Here is a 15,544-nt window from a genome sequence, read left to right as displayed (position 1 = left end):
CCCCATCAGTTCACCAGACTTTAAAGGAAATCTTATCCTCAATAATTTCATCGTTTTTCCCCAATCTGTAGCGTCCCTCATAAGTTGTAAACACAGTTCCCAAATTACGACTTTTACTAACAGAAAAAACGATGTTTTTATCAATGCAGTTTTTTTCTGTATTCATATCATAAAAGCAAAGGCGATCATACTTACCTTCTTCTTTATATCCATCACCAAAATCAAGAAAATCAATATGATAATACCCATCTCCATTTCCATCAGGTATTTCATTCATTTCTTCTAATTTCTTTTCATTTTTTAACCACCAGTCAATCTTTCCTTTATCAGTTAGCGGAAAATTATCTACTAAAATAACGTTAACATCATCACTAAGGGAATGAAACCCAATAATTTTAACTGGACGAAGCATTAAGTATAATAAAAAAACAGTAAATACAGCACTAATAAAGATAAAAAAAACCTTTCCTTTAGCACTCTTAGCATCTCTCATATCATCTCCTTAACATGGATATCAACTTCCATATTTGTCATGAAAGGTTTGAAACCAAATTGATTATAGCGCTGAAGTACAAACCAGATGCGAAAAAAACGAAACTGATGAAATTTGAATTTTAAAACATCCTCTGCATCCAAACCGAAGTGATCTTGTACTTTGTAGTTCACCACAGCTAAATAACCAGCGTCATTTATCTTTAAAGACTTTATTTTTATATGTGTAGCCCATGTATCATGAACTGTAATCCCCATGCCATTAAAGTTATCCTGGAACCGATCAAACTTAGGAAGTTTACTCCCACGTATGATTGAGTTTATTTTATCAAAATCTCCGGATGGGTATATTTTCCTATCCTTGTTAATATATGTTTTTAATGTATCCCTTATTCTTATTAATGAACTCTCGTCAGTCCTATCATTAAGAATATGCTCCTTCAGCGCCTGGTCTAACAACGCATCCCGAAACGGCGTGCCGTTACCGTATTGCATATGGTTGATCATCTTGCCAATCAAATGCCGATACGGGCCGTATAGCGCAAAGGTCGCTGACAGTTCCCGGAACTCATCAAACAGTATCCGGGCGCATTCCTGACGCCCTACCGGCCCACCCGCAGCCGGCGGCCTGAACATTGACGACCGGCCGCCAAAAGCGGCGAGCCGCCTCAGCGTGTACGGCTCTACCTTGGTAGAGATGTCCGTTAAACGAAACTGCGTCTTTAACTGGCCAGCCGTCAGGTCGCCGCTGCGCATATCCTCCGCTCCGTAGTCATCCATCCGTTTTTGGGTCTCGAATACCGTACAGGGGAACATTAATGCCGTCATCGTTATACACTCCTTGTGCCTACCCTCCTGTGAAACGAACAGAAATCATACGTGCAGGCCGGATAAACTGCAAAGCATCCCCCGCAGACGAAAGTAGAGTGGGAAGGGAAAAAGTGTGGTAACGTCTGCAGACAACCAACGGCCCCATTGTCACGATGAAAAAGACAACTTTATTGATACTGTTGCTGAGTACGCTGGGCTTTTCCAACGCCAGCCTGGCGCTCAATGAATCAGAGGCGGAAGACCTGGCGGATCTGACCGCGGTGTTTGTGTACCTGAAAAACAACTGTGGTTACAAAGATTTGCCTAACGAGCAGGTCAAACGAGCCATCGTCTATTTTGCCCAGCAGAACCGTTGGGATCTCAGCAACTATAATCACTTTGATATGAAAGCCTTGGGCGAGGACAGCTACCGCGATCTCAGCGGCATCGCCATCCCCACGCCGACCAAGTGCAAATCGCTGGCACGCGACTCCCTCAGCCTGCTGGCCTACGCCAACTAAAGGCGGCCGGCTCCCCCGCCGCCGCTCGTCCCTTTTCCCGCCGATTGTGTGAAATTCCACCGTGCAACCTGTAGCAGAGTTAGCTATTATGTTGCGCCGATTTTTCATGGCTGTTATTACGGAGCATCCCGACATGGCCCAAAAAGAAATTTGGTATGAAACGCTGCACGACAGCTTTGGTCAGTACTTCGCGGTAGAGAAAGAGCTGTACCGTGAAAAAACCGAGCATCAGGATCTGGTGATCTTTGAAAACGCAGTGTTAGGACGCGTGATGGCGCTCGACGGCGTGGTGCAGACCACCGAACGCGACGAGTTCATCTACCACGAGATGATGACTCACGTACCGCTGCTGGCCCACGGCCAGGCGAAGAAAGTATTGATCATCGGCGGCGGCGACGGCGGTATGCTGCGTGAAGTCAGCCGCCACCGCGGCGTTGAGCAGATCACCATGGTGGAAATTGATGCCGGCGTGGTGGAGTTCTGCCGCCAGTACCTGCCCAACCACAACGCCGGCGCCTACGACGACCCGCGTTTCAAACTGGTGATCGACGACGGCGTTAACTTCGTTAATCAGACCGATGAAAAATTCGATGTGATTATCTCCGACTGCACCGACCCGATCGGCCCCGGCGAAAGCCTGTTTACCTCGGCATTCTATGAAGGCTGCGCCCGCTGCCTGAATGAGAACGGCATTTTCGTCGCGCAGAACGGCGTCTGCTTCCTGCAGCAGGATGAGGCCGTCAACAGCCACACCCGGTTAAGCCACTATTTCCAGGACGTCAGCTTTTATCAGGCGGCAATCCCGACCTATTACGGCGGCATTATGACCTTTGCCTGGGCCAGCCAGAACCCGGCGCTGCGTCAGCTTGACCTCGCCACGCTGCAACAGCGCTTTAACCAAAGCGGTTTACACTGCCGTTATTACAACCCGGCGGTCCACAGCGGCAGCTTTGCCTTGCCGCAATACCTGCTCAATGCCCTGGCCAACGCACCGGCATAAGCGGCAAAGAGCGCATTCCACGCTAGACCCGAGAAAAACAAAGGGGGTGAACCAAATTGCAAAAGCTGAAACTGCACGGCTTCAATAACCTGACCAAAAGCCTGAGTTTTTGTATTTACGATATTTGTTACGCCAAAACCGCGGACGACCGCGATGGCTATATCGCCTACATTGACGAACAATACAACGCCAATCGCCTGACCGAGATCCTCAGCGAGACCTGCTCGATCATTGGCGCCAATATTCTGAACATCGCACGTCAGGACTACGAGCCGCAAGGCGCCAGCGTCACCATTCTGGTGAGCGAAGAACCGGTCGATCCGAAAGATGTTGATACCTCGGAGCACCCCGGCCCGCTGCCCAATACGGTGGTGGCACACCTGGACAAGAGCCATATCTGCGTACACACCTACCCGGAGAGCCATCCGGAGGGCGGTCTGTGCACCTTCCGCGCCGACATAGAAGTCTCAACCTGCGGCGTGATTTCCCCGCTGAAGGCGCTGAACTATCTGATCCACCAGCTGGAGTCGGATATCGTCACCATGGATTACCGCGTACGCGGTTTTACCCGTGACGTTAACGGCGTGAAGCACTATATCGATCATGAGATCAATTCGATCCAGAACTTTATGTCTGAGGATATGAAGGCGCTGTACCACATGATGGATGTGAACGTTTATCAGGAAAATATCTTCCATACCAAGATGCTGCTGAAAGATTTCGACCTGAAGCACTATCTGTTCAACGCCAAACCCGAGGCGCTGAGCGAGGAAGAACGACAACGGATTACCGATCTGCTGTGGAAAGAGATGCAGGAGATCTATTACGGGCGGAATATTCCTCACCTGTAAACCACACGGGGCAGCCAAGGCTGCCCCGCTGTTTTAGCGACCAACGCTACTGATTAGTGCTGTCGGCCTGCACCGATGGCGCATTCACGTCATTAATATGCGCGCGCGTCAGGCGGTACACTACCGGGCTTAACAGCGCCAGGGCGATCAGGTTCGGGATCGCCATCATTGCATTCAGCGTATCGGCCAGCAGCCAGACAAACTCCAACGACTGGGTGGCGCCAATCGGCAGCGCGATGATCCAGGCTATGCGGAACGGCACGATCATCTTCGGCCCGAACAGATACTGAATGCACTTTTCGCCGTAAAAACTCCAGCCCAGAATGGTGGTAAAGGCAAAAATTGCCAGCGCCACCGCCACGATGTAGTTACCGCCCGGCAGAGACGACGAGAAGGCCGTCGAGGTCAGCGCCGCGCCCGTCTCACCGCTGATCCATTTACCGCTGATAATGATGGTCAGACCGGTGATGGAGCAGACGATGATGGTGTCGATAAAGGTGCCCAGCATGGCGATCAGCCCCTGACGAATCGGGTTCTGCGTTTTTGCTGCCGCGTGGGCGATCGGCGCGCTGCCCAGACCGGCCTCGTTGGAGAACACCCCACGCGCCACGCCAAAGCGAATCGCCGCCCAGACCGCCGCGCCGGCGAAGCCGCCCTGCGCCGCCACCGGCGTAAAGGCGGAGGTAATAATCAGCGAGAAGGCCGCAGGGATCTCGCTCACGTTCAGCCCCAGCACGATGATGCCGGCGGCGAAATAGCCCACCGTCATCAGCGGCACCAGTTTCCCCGCCACGTCGGCGATGCGTTTAATACCGCCGATCAGCACCGCCCCCACCAGCACCACCAGAACGCCGGCGGTCATCCCGTGGGAAATGCCGAAGTTACTGTTCAGCGCCTCGGCAATCGAGTTGGCCTGCACGGTATTGCCGATGCCGAAGCCGGCGATACTGCCGAAAAAGGCAAACAGCGTCCCCAGCCACATCCATTTTTTGCCTAACCCGTGCTTGATGTAGTACATCGGCCCGCCGACATAGTGTCCGCGATCGTCAACCTCACGAAAGCGCACCGCCAGCACCGCCTCGGAATACTTGGTCGCCATGCCCACCAGCGCTGTGATCCACATCCAGAACAGCGCACCGGGGCCGCCGAGCACCACCGCCGTGGCAACGCCGGCAATATTGCCGGTGCCAATGGTGGCGGACAGCGCGGTCATCAGCGCGTTGAACGGTGAGATCTGCCCGTCGCCACGGTCGTGATTACGCTCGAACAGCAGCTTAAAGCCGGTGCCTAACCGGCGAATCGGCAAAAAAGAGAGCCGAACCTGCAGAAAAATACCAATGCCCAGAATGCCGATCAGCATCGGGACACCCCATACCACGCCATTAACGGCCGACAACCCCGCGATCACCCAATCCATCGCTTCCCCCTGCCTTATTTGTAACAAAATGATTTATATTTATTAACAAGATGTAACCTAAAAATGGTAGGGATACAAAATAAATCGGCATTAAACCGGGGGTAGGTCACGTTGTCCGTCGGTGACATACACGGGGAAAATAGAGGGGGGGAATAACGCCTGGCGGACGAGCGGCCCGCCAGGCCTGCGGACGGCTACGCCAGATGCAACTGTGCGGGCAACGCCGTTAATTGCTGCTGTATCTCCGCCGGCAGGGCGCCGTCGGTCACAATGTCGGTCAGCTCGGCCAGCGGCGTCACGCAAAACAGCGAATAGGCGCCGTATTTGCTGCTGTCCGCCAACAACACGCGCCGGCGCGCGTTGGCCGCCAGATCCTGCTTCAGCCCGGCCTTCTCTTCCGTCGGCGTGGTGACACCCTTCTCCAGGCTCCAGGAGTTACAGCTGATAAAGGCAATGTCCGGATAGACGCCGCGCAGCAGCCGGCGGCCATGGTCGCCGATGCAGGACTGGCTGCTGTCATCAATGCGTCCGCCGATAATGGTGACCTCTATCTGTTTGAACTCCGACAGCAGCAGGGCGATGCGCAGATCGGCGGTGATCACCCGCAACGGCAGATGGGTCAGATTACGCGCCAGCTCCAGCATGGTGGTGCCGGCGTCCAGCACCACCGCATCGCCGGGCTTAATCAGCGCCAGCGCCTGCCGGGCAATGGCGCGCTTTTCCTGCAGATGACGCAGCTGTTTTTCATTGGTGGTGGGCTGGGCGGGAATAAAACGATTGAGCGCCACGCCGCCATGGCTGCGGTTGATAACGCCCTGTTCATCCAGTTTGATCAGGTCGCGGCGAATGGTGGCCGGCGATGCGTCGATCGCCGCAACCAGTTGTTCAACCGTGACCAGATTATGGCCCTTTAAATAGTCCAGAATCTGGTCCAGACGATGTTGTGGCTTCATAGTCCCTTGATTAGGCAAGCTGCGTGGCTAATTGTATCGAGATCGCCATGCTCTCAGACTTGGCTTTACCTGTCCAGGCAATATCAAAGGCCGTACCGTGGTCGGCGGAGGTGCGGATAAACGGCAGCCCGGCGGTAATATTCACCCCGTCATAAAAACCCAGCAGCTTCAGCGGAATATGTCCCTGATCGTGGTACATCGCCACCACCATATCGTACTGCCCTTCATAGGCCTGCAGGAAAACCGTATCCGGCGGGCAAGGCCCGTAGACATCAATGCCCCGCGCCTTCGCCGCCGCAATCGCCGGGCTGACAATCTTGATCTCTTCATCACCAAACAGGCCGTTTTCCCCGGCGTGCGGGTTAACGCCGGCGACGGCGATGCGCGGCTGGCTGAAGCCCACCCGTTTGAGGAAGGTATCCGCCATCGACACTACCGTTTCGATCCGCTCGGCGCTCAATGTATCCAGGAACGTGCGCAGGGCAATGTGGGTGGAAACGTGGATCACTTTCAGTTTATCGGTATACAACACCATGGCGTAATCACGACTGTGGGTCAGCGTCGCCAGCAGCTCGGTATGACCCGGGTACATATGTCCCGCCAGATGCAGCGCTTCTTTGTTCAATGGCGCGGTGGCGATAGCCTGCACGTCACCCGCTATTGCCAGCTCGGTAGCGCGTTTTACACAGCGGTAGGCCAGATCCCCCGCCTGCGCCTGTACTTTGCCCGCCTCCAGCGCCGCGGGATCCGCCAGCGGCTCATCGATCACGTTGATCACCCCCGGCGCAAAACGCGCCTGGGCCACCGTTGCTATCGGCCGCAGTTCCGCCGCCGGCGTAATGCCCAGCGCCTGGATACGCTGCAGCGTCTGCAAGCAGCCCACCACCACGACGCGGGCGCCGGACAGCTCTCCCTCGGCCAGCGCCTTGATGATAATTTCCGGCCCGATGCCCGCCGGGTCGCCCATGGTAATCGCTATGATGTTATTTGCCACTGTACATCTCCTCAATAAAATAAAGCGCATCGCGCAGCGTGGTTTCGCCGCCAAAGCCGCCGGCCTTGGTGATCACCGGCAGATCGTCAATTTCACTGTTGATAAAGGCGCCGCACGGTACGCAGGGCGCCACTTCGCCGTTAATGCGGTAGCCTTCCGCCCCCAGCGCCCGGGCGACGGCAATCGCGATATCCCCGCCGGTCAGGAACAGGCCGCCGATACGCGTGTGGTTGATAATCCCGAGCGTCATCTCCCCCAGCGACTGGCTGATGCGATCGCCCAACTGCTGGCGGCTGATGCACAATTCGGCGCACAGCTGCTCGACCTGCTGACGCGCATCGTCGTCACGGCAGGTACGCAGTACGCAGTGCTGACGCGCCTGCAGTATCGCCACCGCCTGCGCGACGATGTCGCTGCACACCTGCGCGCCATGTGCCGACAGCAATGCCTGCACATCGATATCGACGATGCCCAGCGACTTCTCCTGCTCGGCGAAGGCAATCTGCCGACGGGTGGCCTCACTCATCGAGCCGGCCACCACCAGCACCGGCAGCCGATGCCGGTCGCTGAGATACCAGTCCGACGGCAGCGCATTCGCCAGGCCGGCGGCGCCCACCAGCAGAACGGGCGTGGCAAGCCGGCCGATACTCTGCGCCAGCAGCGCCAGATCGCCATCCAGTTCGGCGTCCGCCACCACAATGCCGCCCTGCTGCGCCAGCAGCGCCAGTCGCTCATCCAACTGCGCACCGCGCACCGTCGCCAGAGCCAGTTCATGGATGGCAATATCGGTTTGCAGGCCAATCAGGGTGCTAATTTGTGACGAGGCAATCGGCGTTTTCGGATCGCTGGCGAATTCGGTTTCCAGCAGCGGCACGCCGTGCACCCAGCACGCCCCATCCCGCGTAACCCGTCCGGCAGCCGGGATCGCCGCCGCGACAATCGCCAGCCGTGCGCCGCTGGCCTGCATCGCTGCGGCAATTTCCGCCCCGACGTTGCCGCGGAAGGTGGAATCAATCTTTTTGTACACCCGCGGCGGCCGTTCATCGTCGCAGTACGGACGCAGCGCATCGCTGACTTTGCGCGCCGCCTCCGCAGCCGGCAGCGCACGGCTTTCGGTATTGATCACCAGCACATCGCCGCCGCGCGGCGCCTGCTGCCGGTCATTCAACAGCACATTGGTGCGCGCGCCCTTTTTCGCCAGCTGCACGCCGGTATCATTGGCGCCGGTAAAATCATCGGCAATCACAATCATTTTCATGCCGCCTTCTCCTTCGCTGCTGCATTACGCTTCGCCACCCAGGAACTAAGAACCGGCGTCAGGATCGCCGTGGTAATCACCGAGGCGGCAATCAGCGGCGCAGCCGCCGCAGCGACCGATGCCAGCGAGGGGTCCGCCTGTGCAATCGCCAGCGGCGTCGCCACCGCATTGCCCGCGGTGCTGGAAGCCGCCGCCCCGGCGATACCGCTGCCGCCGACCAGCCGATCGGCGCGGATGTTAAAGAAACCGCCGACAAAGGTGGTCAATGCCCCCAGCAGAATGCCCGCCAGCCCGCCCTGCAGCAGCATTTCCAGATTAATGCCGGCACCGAGCGCAAAGGCGAAGAACGGGATCAGCACCGGGCCGCCTTTGGTCAGAAACTCGCGCATGTTCGGATCGAGGTTGCCCAGCAACATACCCACCAACAGCGGCACCAGCACCGCGACCAGCGCCATCAGCGGAATGTTGGCCATGCCGGCGGCGCCGAGCGCGATCATGGTGAAGAAGGGGCCGTCGTTGAGCGATAAAATGGAAATAGCGCCGACATCGCGCTCATTGCCGAACTCGCCGACCAGCGCCGCATACAAGCCGCCGTTGGAATTGCTCATCGCCGCGATAATCGCCACGCCGGTCAGGCCGAAGACGCCGTCGGCGCCAAACAGCCGTTCCACGCCCAGCCCCAGCGCCATCGCCACCAGCAGTTTGGTCAGCGTAATGGTGCCGCCCTGCAGCAGCGCCTGCGGTGCCGCTTTAAAACTGATGCCGGCCCCCATGCACAGCAGGAAAGCGCCGATCAGCGGCGCGGCGCCGTTTTTGAATAACGCGGTGGTGAAGCCGCCAATGTCTAAAGCCTCTGGTGTAAACGTGTTCAACAGCGCGCCAAGCACCAGCGGAACAACCATCATCCCGCCGGGGATCTTCTCTATTGCCGCTTTCAGTTTCATAGCACCCTCATTTTTGATTCATTTTAATCATAATGATTATATTGAATCAAATTATAAAAAATAGAGAGCGCGATCGCAGTTATCACGACCGGAAGATGATTTTTTGATTTTATTTAATCAACAAGGTGGTGGCTAAAATAAGAATATGCGGGCGGCGGACGCCGCCCGGTCAGCAACAGCCTGGTTCAGTAGTTCAACATAAAGTGCCGGTAGGCCTTCAGCACCGCCAGGAAGTCTTCCACGCCGCAGAAGGAGAGGCTCTCTTCATCGTAATAGCTCATCCCCTCCTCCATCTCGTCGCCTTCGAACAGCAGCTGATTGGCTCTGATCATCACCTCTTCGCCGTCCATCAGCAGCGTATATTCATGCCCTTCCAGCTGCCACTGACGTTCGCTGCCCTTCACCTGCGCTGCGCCGCTCTCAATCCGGTCCAGCAGATTCAGATCGCCTTTCAGCTCTTCATTGATCCAATGGCCGATGGCTTCATGTCCCATAGAAAATCTGACGATTACCTGACCGGTCACATCCCGCAGAAATTCGTAATCCATCGTGCGCCCTCCCCAGGCCTGTTTATGGTAAGTGTACTGCTTTGTTCAGCCCAGATTTCAGCGAGCGCTCGCAAAGTTCAGCTCTTTTTTGCGGCGGGCAATATAGCGGCTTGACGCGGCAATGGGAAGCCGCCCGCCGCGATTGTTGTTATGATGATGCGCAGACACCGCCAAGGGACGCGTCAATGATCGACAGTGAAATAACCCTGAAAAAACTGGAAATCTTTCTGGCCTTTATGGAGACGGAAAACATCGCCCGCGCCGCCGAACGGCTGGGGCTGAGCGGCGTCAGCGTCCACCGCGCGCTGCATACGCTGGAAGCCGGCATACGCTGCCCGCTGTTTATCCATCAGGGGCGCAACCTGCAGCCGCTGCCCGCCGCCCATACGCTGGCGGACTACGCCCGCGATATCGTCGGGCTGACCCATAAAGGTATTGAAGAGACGCGGCTGAAGGCCGGCTTCGGGCAGCAGCGCCTGCGGCTCGGCACGCTCTATTCGCTGACGCTGGAAACGGTGCCGCGCCTGATTATGGGCCTTAAACTGCGCCGCCCGGAGCTGGAAATCAATCTGACGATGGGTTCTAACGCCGCGCTGCTGGCGCAATTGCAGACGCAGCAGCTGGACGCGATTCTGATTTCCGTCTCCGACAGCCAGATAGATCCGCAGCGCTTTGAGATCCAGCCGCTGTTTAAAGACGATATTTTTCTTGCCGCGCCCGCCAGCTCCGCGCTGATCGTCGACGGCCCGGCGGACCTGCAGGATTTCCGCAGCCAGAAATTTGTCTCGCTGACCGAAGGGTTCGCCACCTACCACGGCTTTACCGAAGCTTTTCAGATCGCCGGTTTTGAGCCGGAGATCGTCACCCGGGTCAACGATATCTTCTCGATGCTCAGTCTGGTGCAGGCCGGCGTCGGCTATACCCTGCTGCCCGGCCGCATGAAAAAGGTTTACGAGCACACGGTGCGTCTGATGCCGCTGTGCGAACGCTACCAAATGCGCCAGACCATCGCGCTGGTGTTCAACCGCAATCAGCAGCAGGATCCGAACCTGCTGGCGCTGACGGCGGAGAGCCGCATGTACGCCCGCGGGGAGCGGCCCCGTTAAACCTCGCGGCGATAGCGCGCGACGATGCCGACGACCGCCGCCAGCCCCAGCTGGCAGCGGGACAGCGCTTCTCCCTGCGTCATCACCTTACGCGTCAGCCCGGTGAGCACCGCCCCCGGCGGCATCTCAACCGCCAGACGTACCTCCCGTTCATACGCCGCCGTCATCGCCTCATGCCAGCGCACGGTGCGCGCCATGTTATAGGCCAGATCGTCGGCGATACGTTCAGGCTGCCACAGCACCCGCCCGCTGCTGCCGCTCAGATAGGCAATGCGCGGACGCCGCAGCGTCACCGCCCGCATAGCTGCCGCCAGCCTGTCCGCCGGCTGCGCCAGCAGTGGGCAGTGGGACGGCACGCTGACCGCCAGCCGGCTGGCCTTCGCCGCACCGTCCTGCTTTGCCAGCGCCATAATTTGCTGCAGCGCGTCGTCGCTGCCGGCCACCACCATCTGATCTTCGGCGTTGATATTGGCCAGATACAGCGGCGACTGCCCGCCATGCAGCTGCGCGATTAACGCCTCCACCCGGCCTTGCGACAGACCAACCAGCGCCGCCAGACCATAGCCCTGCGGATAAGCCTGCTCCATCAGCTCGCCGCGCAGCGCCACCAGCTGCAGCGCATCCTCGAAACTCAGCGCGCCGGCCACCACCGCCGCCGGAAATGCGCCGATCGACAGGCCGCTGACGAAATCGGCCGTCACGCCGTTCTGCTCCAGTTCGCGGGCATAGGCTACGCCGGCAATCAGCAGACAGAGCTGCACCGCGCGCGTTTTTCGCAGCGCCTGCGCGCTGTCCAGCAACAGCGGATCCTCCCCCAGCACCTGGCGCGCCTGCGCCAGCAGCTCGCGGCTGACGGCGTTATCCGGCAGTTGATGCAGCATCTGCGGCGTCTGCGGCCCCTGGCCGGGAAAGGTAAACAGAATCTTCATCGTCACTCCTGCGGCGCCGACCATGGCGCATCGGTCAGATAAGGGCCGCCGTTGGTTTTTAACAGCACCCGTCCGTCGCGCAGCCACTCGTTCAGCGCAAAACCGCCGTATGGGGTTTCAACCTGCAGATCGACCCGGCACGGCAGCGTGCGCAGCCGCTGCGCCAGCGCATGCAGCGCCGCACGCCCGACGGGCTGCGGGCAGCGTACGGTAAGGTCCAGATCGCTGTCCGGATGCATCACCGGCAGGCCGGTGGCCAGCGCATAGCCGCAGCTGCCGGTCACGCCCCACGCCCAGCGCCACGGTTGCGCCGCCAGTTCGCGCAGCGCCCGCACCGGCGGCAGGGCGGCGAAAGGCGACGCCGCCGACAGCCCGGCCACCAGCGACTCCGGCGTCACCCGCCGGCGCACCGCCGCAGGGGGCAACCAGGCCGCCGCCCGCTGCGCGCGCGTTTCGCCGCGGATCCCCACCGGAACGGCGCCGTCGCGCGGCATATCGCGCCGCACCACCAGCGGCAAGTCGCGCAGCTGCTGCCGCGCCACCCATGTCGGTGAAACGCCGGGAAATATCAGCGCCTCGACGCTTTCCGTCCATAGCAGGTCATGCGGACGTATCATGGTTTCCTCCGTTACAGACCGGCAGTCAGAGTGATAAACAGCGGCAGCGTCAGGATACACAGCACCGAGCTTATCAATAGTGTGGCTTCCGCATCCGGCGACTGGACGCCGAAACGGTTGCCGAACACGATGCCGAAAAAGCCCGCCGACAGCGCAATCATCAGGATCGCGGTGATCGCCACGCTGCCGTGCAGCCCTAACGCCAGCACGATGCCCCAGGCGATAAACGGCTGGATCAGCAGTTTGGTGACGCTGGCCAGCAGCACCGAGGCATTGATTTGCAGGCGGCGCGCCGACAAGATCACCCCGGTCAGGAACAGCGCCGCCGCGGTGGCCGCCAGCCCGAGCGGTTTGATCGCCGCCAGCACCATCTCCGGCATCCGCACGCCGATGGCCGACAGCACCACGCCCAACAGCGGCCCCCAGACAATCGGTTTAATCACCGAGCGCCACATCAGCAGCGGCAGCATACGCAACCCCGCCTGCTGTGCACCGCCGCCGGCGCGGGCTTTTTCTCGCTCCAGGATCAGCAGACAAAACGGCGTCATCAGCACCGAGCCGCAGGCAATGGAAACCGCCACCGACAGCGAGGTGCCCGGCGACTCGCCCAACACGCTGCCGAGGATCGGCAGGCCAAGCGCCGCATAGTTAGGCAGCGCCACGGTCAGCGTCAGCACCGCCGCATCCTGCGGCGATTTGTGAAACAGCCGGGTGCTGACGGCATAAATCGCCGCGTAGGTCAGCCACATCGCCAACACCAGCACCACAATCAACGGCGACTGCTGCACGATGCCCAACCACGGGGTTTGTACGGTGGCGCTGAACAGCGCCGCGGGCAAAGCAAAATCCATCACAAAAATATTAAGCAAAGAAACATTCTGGTTATCGACCATTTTTGTCTTGCCGGCGTAAAACCCCAGCAGCATGATGACAAAAATCGGTGCCAACGCATGAATAATGATGTATGTCATAAATCACCTGTTAAAAAGAAAAAAATTCAGTCAGTTCAGGTGCGATGTGTTTCTTATTTACTGGTGTTGTCGTGCCCGTAGCAAAGATGCAGATGAAGGTAGCGATTGGTTGTTATCAGCCGGAAAGGGTTCGCTCCCTCCCCGGCCCGGTTATGACGAACTGACGTTAACGAAAGCCTGTCTTACCATTCGGCGCGCATGCGCTCGCGCACCAGCGCGGAACTGCGGCGATTGTCCGCCCCCAGGCGATTTTCCAGCCCGCAGCCCTGCTGCCGGCTGTCTGCGATCGCCGTGGCGAGCGTCTGGCGCACCAGCGCCAGCTCCTGCTGCGTCGCCCGCTGCGGATCGCGGATGTCCAGCAACTGGTCCAGCAGCCCCAGCGAACGGTAGTGACCGATGTCGTAGGCCATCGGCGGGATAGAGGCGGCCAGCTTCTCCAGCGCCTCGACCGAACGCAGCGTAATGCGCGCGGCGGATGCCTTGCCCATGGCGTGGATCATCACGCCGTCATCGTTAAAGGCGATCAGCCGGTTAGCCTGATAGCCGTGCGCCAAAAACGCCCCCGACATCGCCTTGCCGACGATCAGCCCAATCACCGGATGCCCGGCCAGCCGCGCCGCCGCGTAGGCACCCGCCGCGCCCGCCAGTGCCTGATGAATGCCGAACGCCTCTTCGCGGCGGCCGTAGGCCTGGCTCGGTACGTCGATAATCGCCACGATGGCGCGTTTCTGCGTTTGATTCTGGTCTGCCGCCACCGCTTCACTCACCACCTGCGCCAGCGTCCAGCCCTCCAGCAGTCCCACCTCGCCGCGCGCGGCGCGCGGGTAATGGTTGTCGGCGTCCGGTACCACGGCGATAAAGCGCGCCGCCTGTCCGTCGAGATCGCCGTCGGCGACCCTGACCGAGGCGCACTGTCCGCACCGTTCCTCACCCCCCTGCGTCAGCAGCGAAAACCAATAGTCGCCGCGGCTTTTTGTCTGCGTGCTCATGCGCGATCCTCCCGAGTGAAAAGTTGCGCCACCACGGCGGCGTCCGCCTGCTGACGGCTGTCAAACTGCGTCAGTTTCGGCAGGTAATAGTCATAGCGTTCACTGCGGTGCTGCCCCGGCACGCCGCGCGCCAGGCAATCCAGCATCGCAGCGCGCACCTGATGCAGCGCGTCCTCCACTTCAACGTCGGCGAAACCGCTGCGGTAACGCACCTCGCCGCCGGTCATGCTCCAGATAAACGGCCGATCGCGGGAGTCGTACTCGTCAATTCCCGCCTCCTGCTCAATCACCTGCGGACCGTTAAGCCCCAGGCGCGCCTCGCGGGTGACGATCAGGTAGCTGCACAGGCCGGCGGCAATCGACATGCCGCCGAAGCAGCCGACGGTACCGGCGATAATGCCCACCACCGGGGTATAGCGCCGCAGGTCGGCGATGGCGGCATGAATATCGGCGATCGCCGCCAGCCCCAGATTGGCCTCCTGCAAACGCACGCCGCCGGTTTCCAGCAGCAGCACCGCCTGCGTCGGAATGCCGTTGCGGTTATCCTCTGCCGCCAGCTCCAGCGCCGCCGCCATTTTGGCGCCGGAGACTTCGCCCATGCTGCCGCCCTGGAACGCCCCCTCAACCGCAGCCACCACCGCCGGCTGGCCGTTCAGGGTGCCTTTGGCCACCACCATGCCGTCATCCGCCTGGGTGACGATGCCCTGCGGCTCCAGCCACGGTGAGGTAATACGTTCAAACGGCCCCAGCAGTTCGCGGAAGCTGCCGTCGTCAAGTAAATGCCGCGCCCGCTCGCGGGCGCTGAGTTCAATAAAGCTGAGATCTTCACGCATGGCCGGCCTCCTCAAATACCTGTTCAATCCGCAGACGCGCCACCCCCGGCGTCGCGCCGAAATCGTTGATCTCCAGTTGCCCCGCCGGCAGGCTGCGCAGCGCAGCCAAACGCTCGAACAGATGCCGCCAACGCTGCTGGCTGCCGTCGACCGAGGTTTTAATCACCACCCGCAGCACGTCGCCCTCTGCAGGCTCAAACAGCGCCTCCATATCGCCGGAGCCAACCACGCCGGCCAACCGTTGGCCGACCACGCGCTCCGCAGCCGGATAGCTCAATTCAATACGTTCCATAACGTCCTCCCGAATAGAT

Annotated in this window: 18 protein-coding genes; 4 read left to right on the top strand and 14 right to left on the bottom strand. The window is 59.3% G+C overall.

Annotated features, from left to right (window positions below; genetic code table 11):
- Nucleotides 1–10: 10 nt before the first annotated feature.
- Together FO014_RS14590 and FO014_RS14585 are read right to left on the bottom strand one after the other, a co-directional pair.
- Nucleotides 11–493 carry a DUF943 family protein gene (locus tag FO014_RS14590; protein WP_160030062.1) on the bottom strand — a complete coding sequence of 161 codons (483 nt, stop codon included), beginning with the start codon at nucleotides 491–493 and terminating at the stop codon, nucleotides 11–13.
- On the bottom strand, nucleotides 490–1,320 hold the full coding sequence (locus tag FO014_RS14585; RefSeq protein ID WP_160030061.1) for a DUF3289 family protein: 831 nt from the start codon (nucleotides 1,318–1,320) through the stop codon (nucleotides 490–492). The genes FO014_RS14590 and FO014_RS14585 overlap by 4 nt, the downstream gene beginning before the upstream one ends.
- A 155-nt stretch (nucleotides 1,321–1,475) precedes the next feature.
- Here FO014_RS14585 and FO014_RS14580 point away from each other — a divergent pair, with 155 nt between their 5' ends.
- The 3 genes from FO014_RS14580 (at nucleotide 1,476) to speD (ending at nucleotide 3,674) form a co-directional block, all read left to right on the top strand.
- Nucleotides 1,476–1,823, top strand: a complete 348-nt coding sequence (locus tag FO014_RS14580; RefSeq protein WP_105232467.1) for a YacC family pilotin-like protein — start codon at nucleotides 1,476–1,478, stop codon at nucleotides 1,821–1,823.
- A gap of 133 nt (nucleotides 1,824–1,956) precedes the next feature.
- Nucleotides 1,957–2,823 (top strand): polyamine aminopropyltransferase, encoded by an 867-nt coding sequence (gene speE, locus FO014_RS14575; protein WP_111736504.1) that lies wholly within the window; start codon nucleotides 1,957–1,959, stop codon nucleotides 2,821–2,823.
- 56 nt (nucleotides 2,824–2,879) lie between these two features.
- A complete protein-coding gene (gene speD / locus FO014_RS14570) occupies nucleotides 2,880–3,674 on the top strand; it encodes an adenosylmethionine decarboxylase (RefSeq protein ID WP_015673754.1) in 795 nt (264 codons plus the stop codon).
- 46 nt (nucleotides 3,675–3,720) lie between these two features.
- Here speD and FO014_RS14565 read toward each other — a convergent pair whose 3' ends face one another.
- The 6 genes from FO014_RS14565 to yacL form a co-directional block, all read right to left on the bottom strand.
- Nucleotides 3,721–5,091, bottom strand: coding sequence for an alanine/glycine:cation symporter family protein (locus FO014_RS14565; protein WP_160030060.1), 1,371 nt, complete (start codon nucleotides 5,089–5,091; stop codon nucleotides 3,721–3,723).
- A gap of 194 nt (nucleotides 5,092–5,285) precedes the next feature.
- A complete protein-coding gene (locus FO014_RS14560) occupies nucleotides 5,286–6,044 on the bottom strand; it encodes a DeoR/GlpR family DNA-binding transcription regulator (protein WP_105232471.1) in 759 nt (252 codons plus the stop codon).
- Between the two features lie 10 nt (nucleotides 6,045–6,054).
- Nucleotides 6,055–7,068, bottom strand: coding sequence for a D-threonate 4-phosphate dehydrogenase (locus tag FO014_RS14555; RefSeq protein ID WP_160031418.1), 1,014 nt, complete (start codon nucleotides 7,066–7,068; stop codon nucleotides 6,055–6,057).
- Entirely contained in the window at nucleotides 7,028–8,296 is a 1,269-nt protein-coding gene (dtnK, locus tag FO014_RS14550) for a D-threonate kinase (protein WP_160030059.1), read from the bottom strand. Before dtnK ends, FO014_RS14555 begins: the two co-directional genes overlap by 41 nt.
- The gene (locus FO014_RS14545; protein ID WP_105232474.1) at nucleotides 8,293–9,240 is read right to left on the bottom strand and encodes a 2-keto-3-deoxygluconate permease 1; all 948 of its coding nucleotides are present in this window, start codon (nucleotides 9,238–9,240) and stop codon (nucleotides 8,293–8,295) included. Before FO014_RS14545 ends, dtnK begins: the two co-directional genes overlap by 4 nt.
- Nucleotides 9,241–9,425: 185 nt before the next feature.
- Nucleotides 9,426–9,788: a protein YacL gene (yacL, locus tag FO014_RS14540; RefSeq protein WP_054307103.1), complete on the bottom strand. Its 363-nt coding sequence runs from the start codon at nucleotides 9,786–9,788 to the stop codon at nucleotides 9,426–9,428.
- A 185-nt stretch (nucleotides 9,789–9,973) separates the two neighbouring features.
- Between yacL and FO014_RS14535 the strand changes: the two genes are divergently transcribed.
- Nucleotides 9,974–10,894, top strand: coding sequence for a LysR family transcriptional regulator (locus FO014_RS14535; RefSeq protein ID WP_105232475.1), 921 nt, complete (start codon nucleotides 9,974–9,976; stop codon nucleotides 10,892–10,894).
- Here the strand turns inward: FO014_RS14535 and mdcH are convergent.
- From mdcH to mdcC, 6 genes are all read right to left on the bottom strand, one after another.
- Nucleotides 10,891–11,823: a malonate decarboxylase subunit epsilon gene (gene mdcH, locus FO014_RS14530; protein ID WP_160030058.1), complete on the bottom strand. Its 933-nt coding sequence runs from the start codon at nucleotides 11,821–11,823 to the stop codon at nucleotides 10,891–10,893. The genes FO014_RS14535 and mdcH overlap by 4 nt on opposite strands.
- A 2-nt stretch (nucleotides 11,824–11,825) precedes the next feature.
- Complete coding sequence (locus FO014_RS14525) at nucleotides 11,826–12,440, bottom strand: malonate decarboxylase holo-ACP synthase (protein WP_160030057.1); 615 nt, start codon at nucleotides 12,438–12,440, stop codon at nucleotides 11,826–11,828.
- A gap of 11 nt (nucleotides 12,441–12,451) precedes the next feature.
- Nucleotides 12,452–13,411, bottom strand: coding sequence for an AEC family transporter (locus FO014_RS14520; RefSeq protein ID WP_105232478.1), 960 nt, complete (start codon nucleotides 13,409–13,411; stop codon nucleotides 12,452–12,454).
- A 182-nt stretch (nucleotides 13,412–13,593) separates the two neighbouring features.
- Nucleotides 13,594–14,400: a biotin-independent malonate decarboxylase subunit gamma gene (gene mdcE / locus FO014_RS14515; protein WP_160030056.1), complete on the bottom strand. Its 807-nt coding sequence runs from the start codon at nucleotides 14,398–14,400 to the stop codon at nucleotides 13,594–13,596.
- Entirely contained in the window at nucleotides 14,397–15,233 is an 837-nt protein-coding gene (locus FO014_RS14510; RefSeq protein ID WP_160030055.1) for a biotin-independent malonate decarboxylase subunit beta, read from the bottom strand. Before FO014_RS14510 ends, mdcE begins: the two co-directional genes overlap by 4 nt.
- Nucleotides 15,226–15,525 (bottom strand): malonate decarboxylase acyl carrier protein, encoded by a 300-nt coding sequence (gene mdcC, locus FO014_RS14505; protein ID WP_160030054.1) that lies wholly within the window; start codon nucleotides 15,523–15,525, stop codon nucleotides 15,226–15,228. Before mdcC ends, FO014_RS14510 begins: the two co-directional genes overlap by 8 nt.
- Nucleotides 15,526–15,544 lie beyond the last annotated feature (19 nt).

The sequence above is a fragment of the Serratia rhizosphaerae genome (assembly GCF_009817885.1).
Taxonomy (GTDB): domain Bacteria; phylum Pseudomonadota; class Gammaproteobacteria; order Enterobacterales; family Enterobacteriaceae; genus Serratia_B; species Serratia_B rhizosphaerae.
Note: the sequence above shows the minus strand (reverse complement) of the source record. Positions and strands in the feature narration are given on the sequence as shown.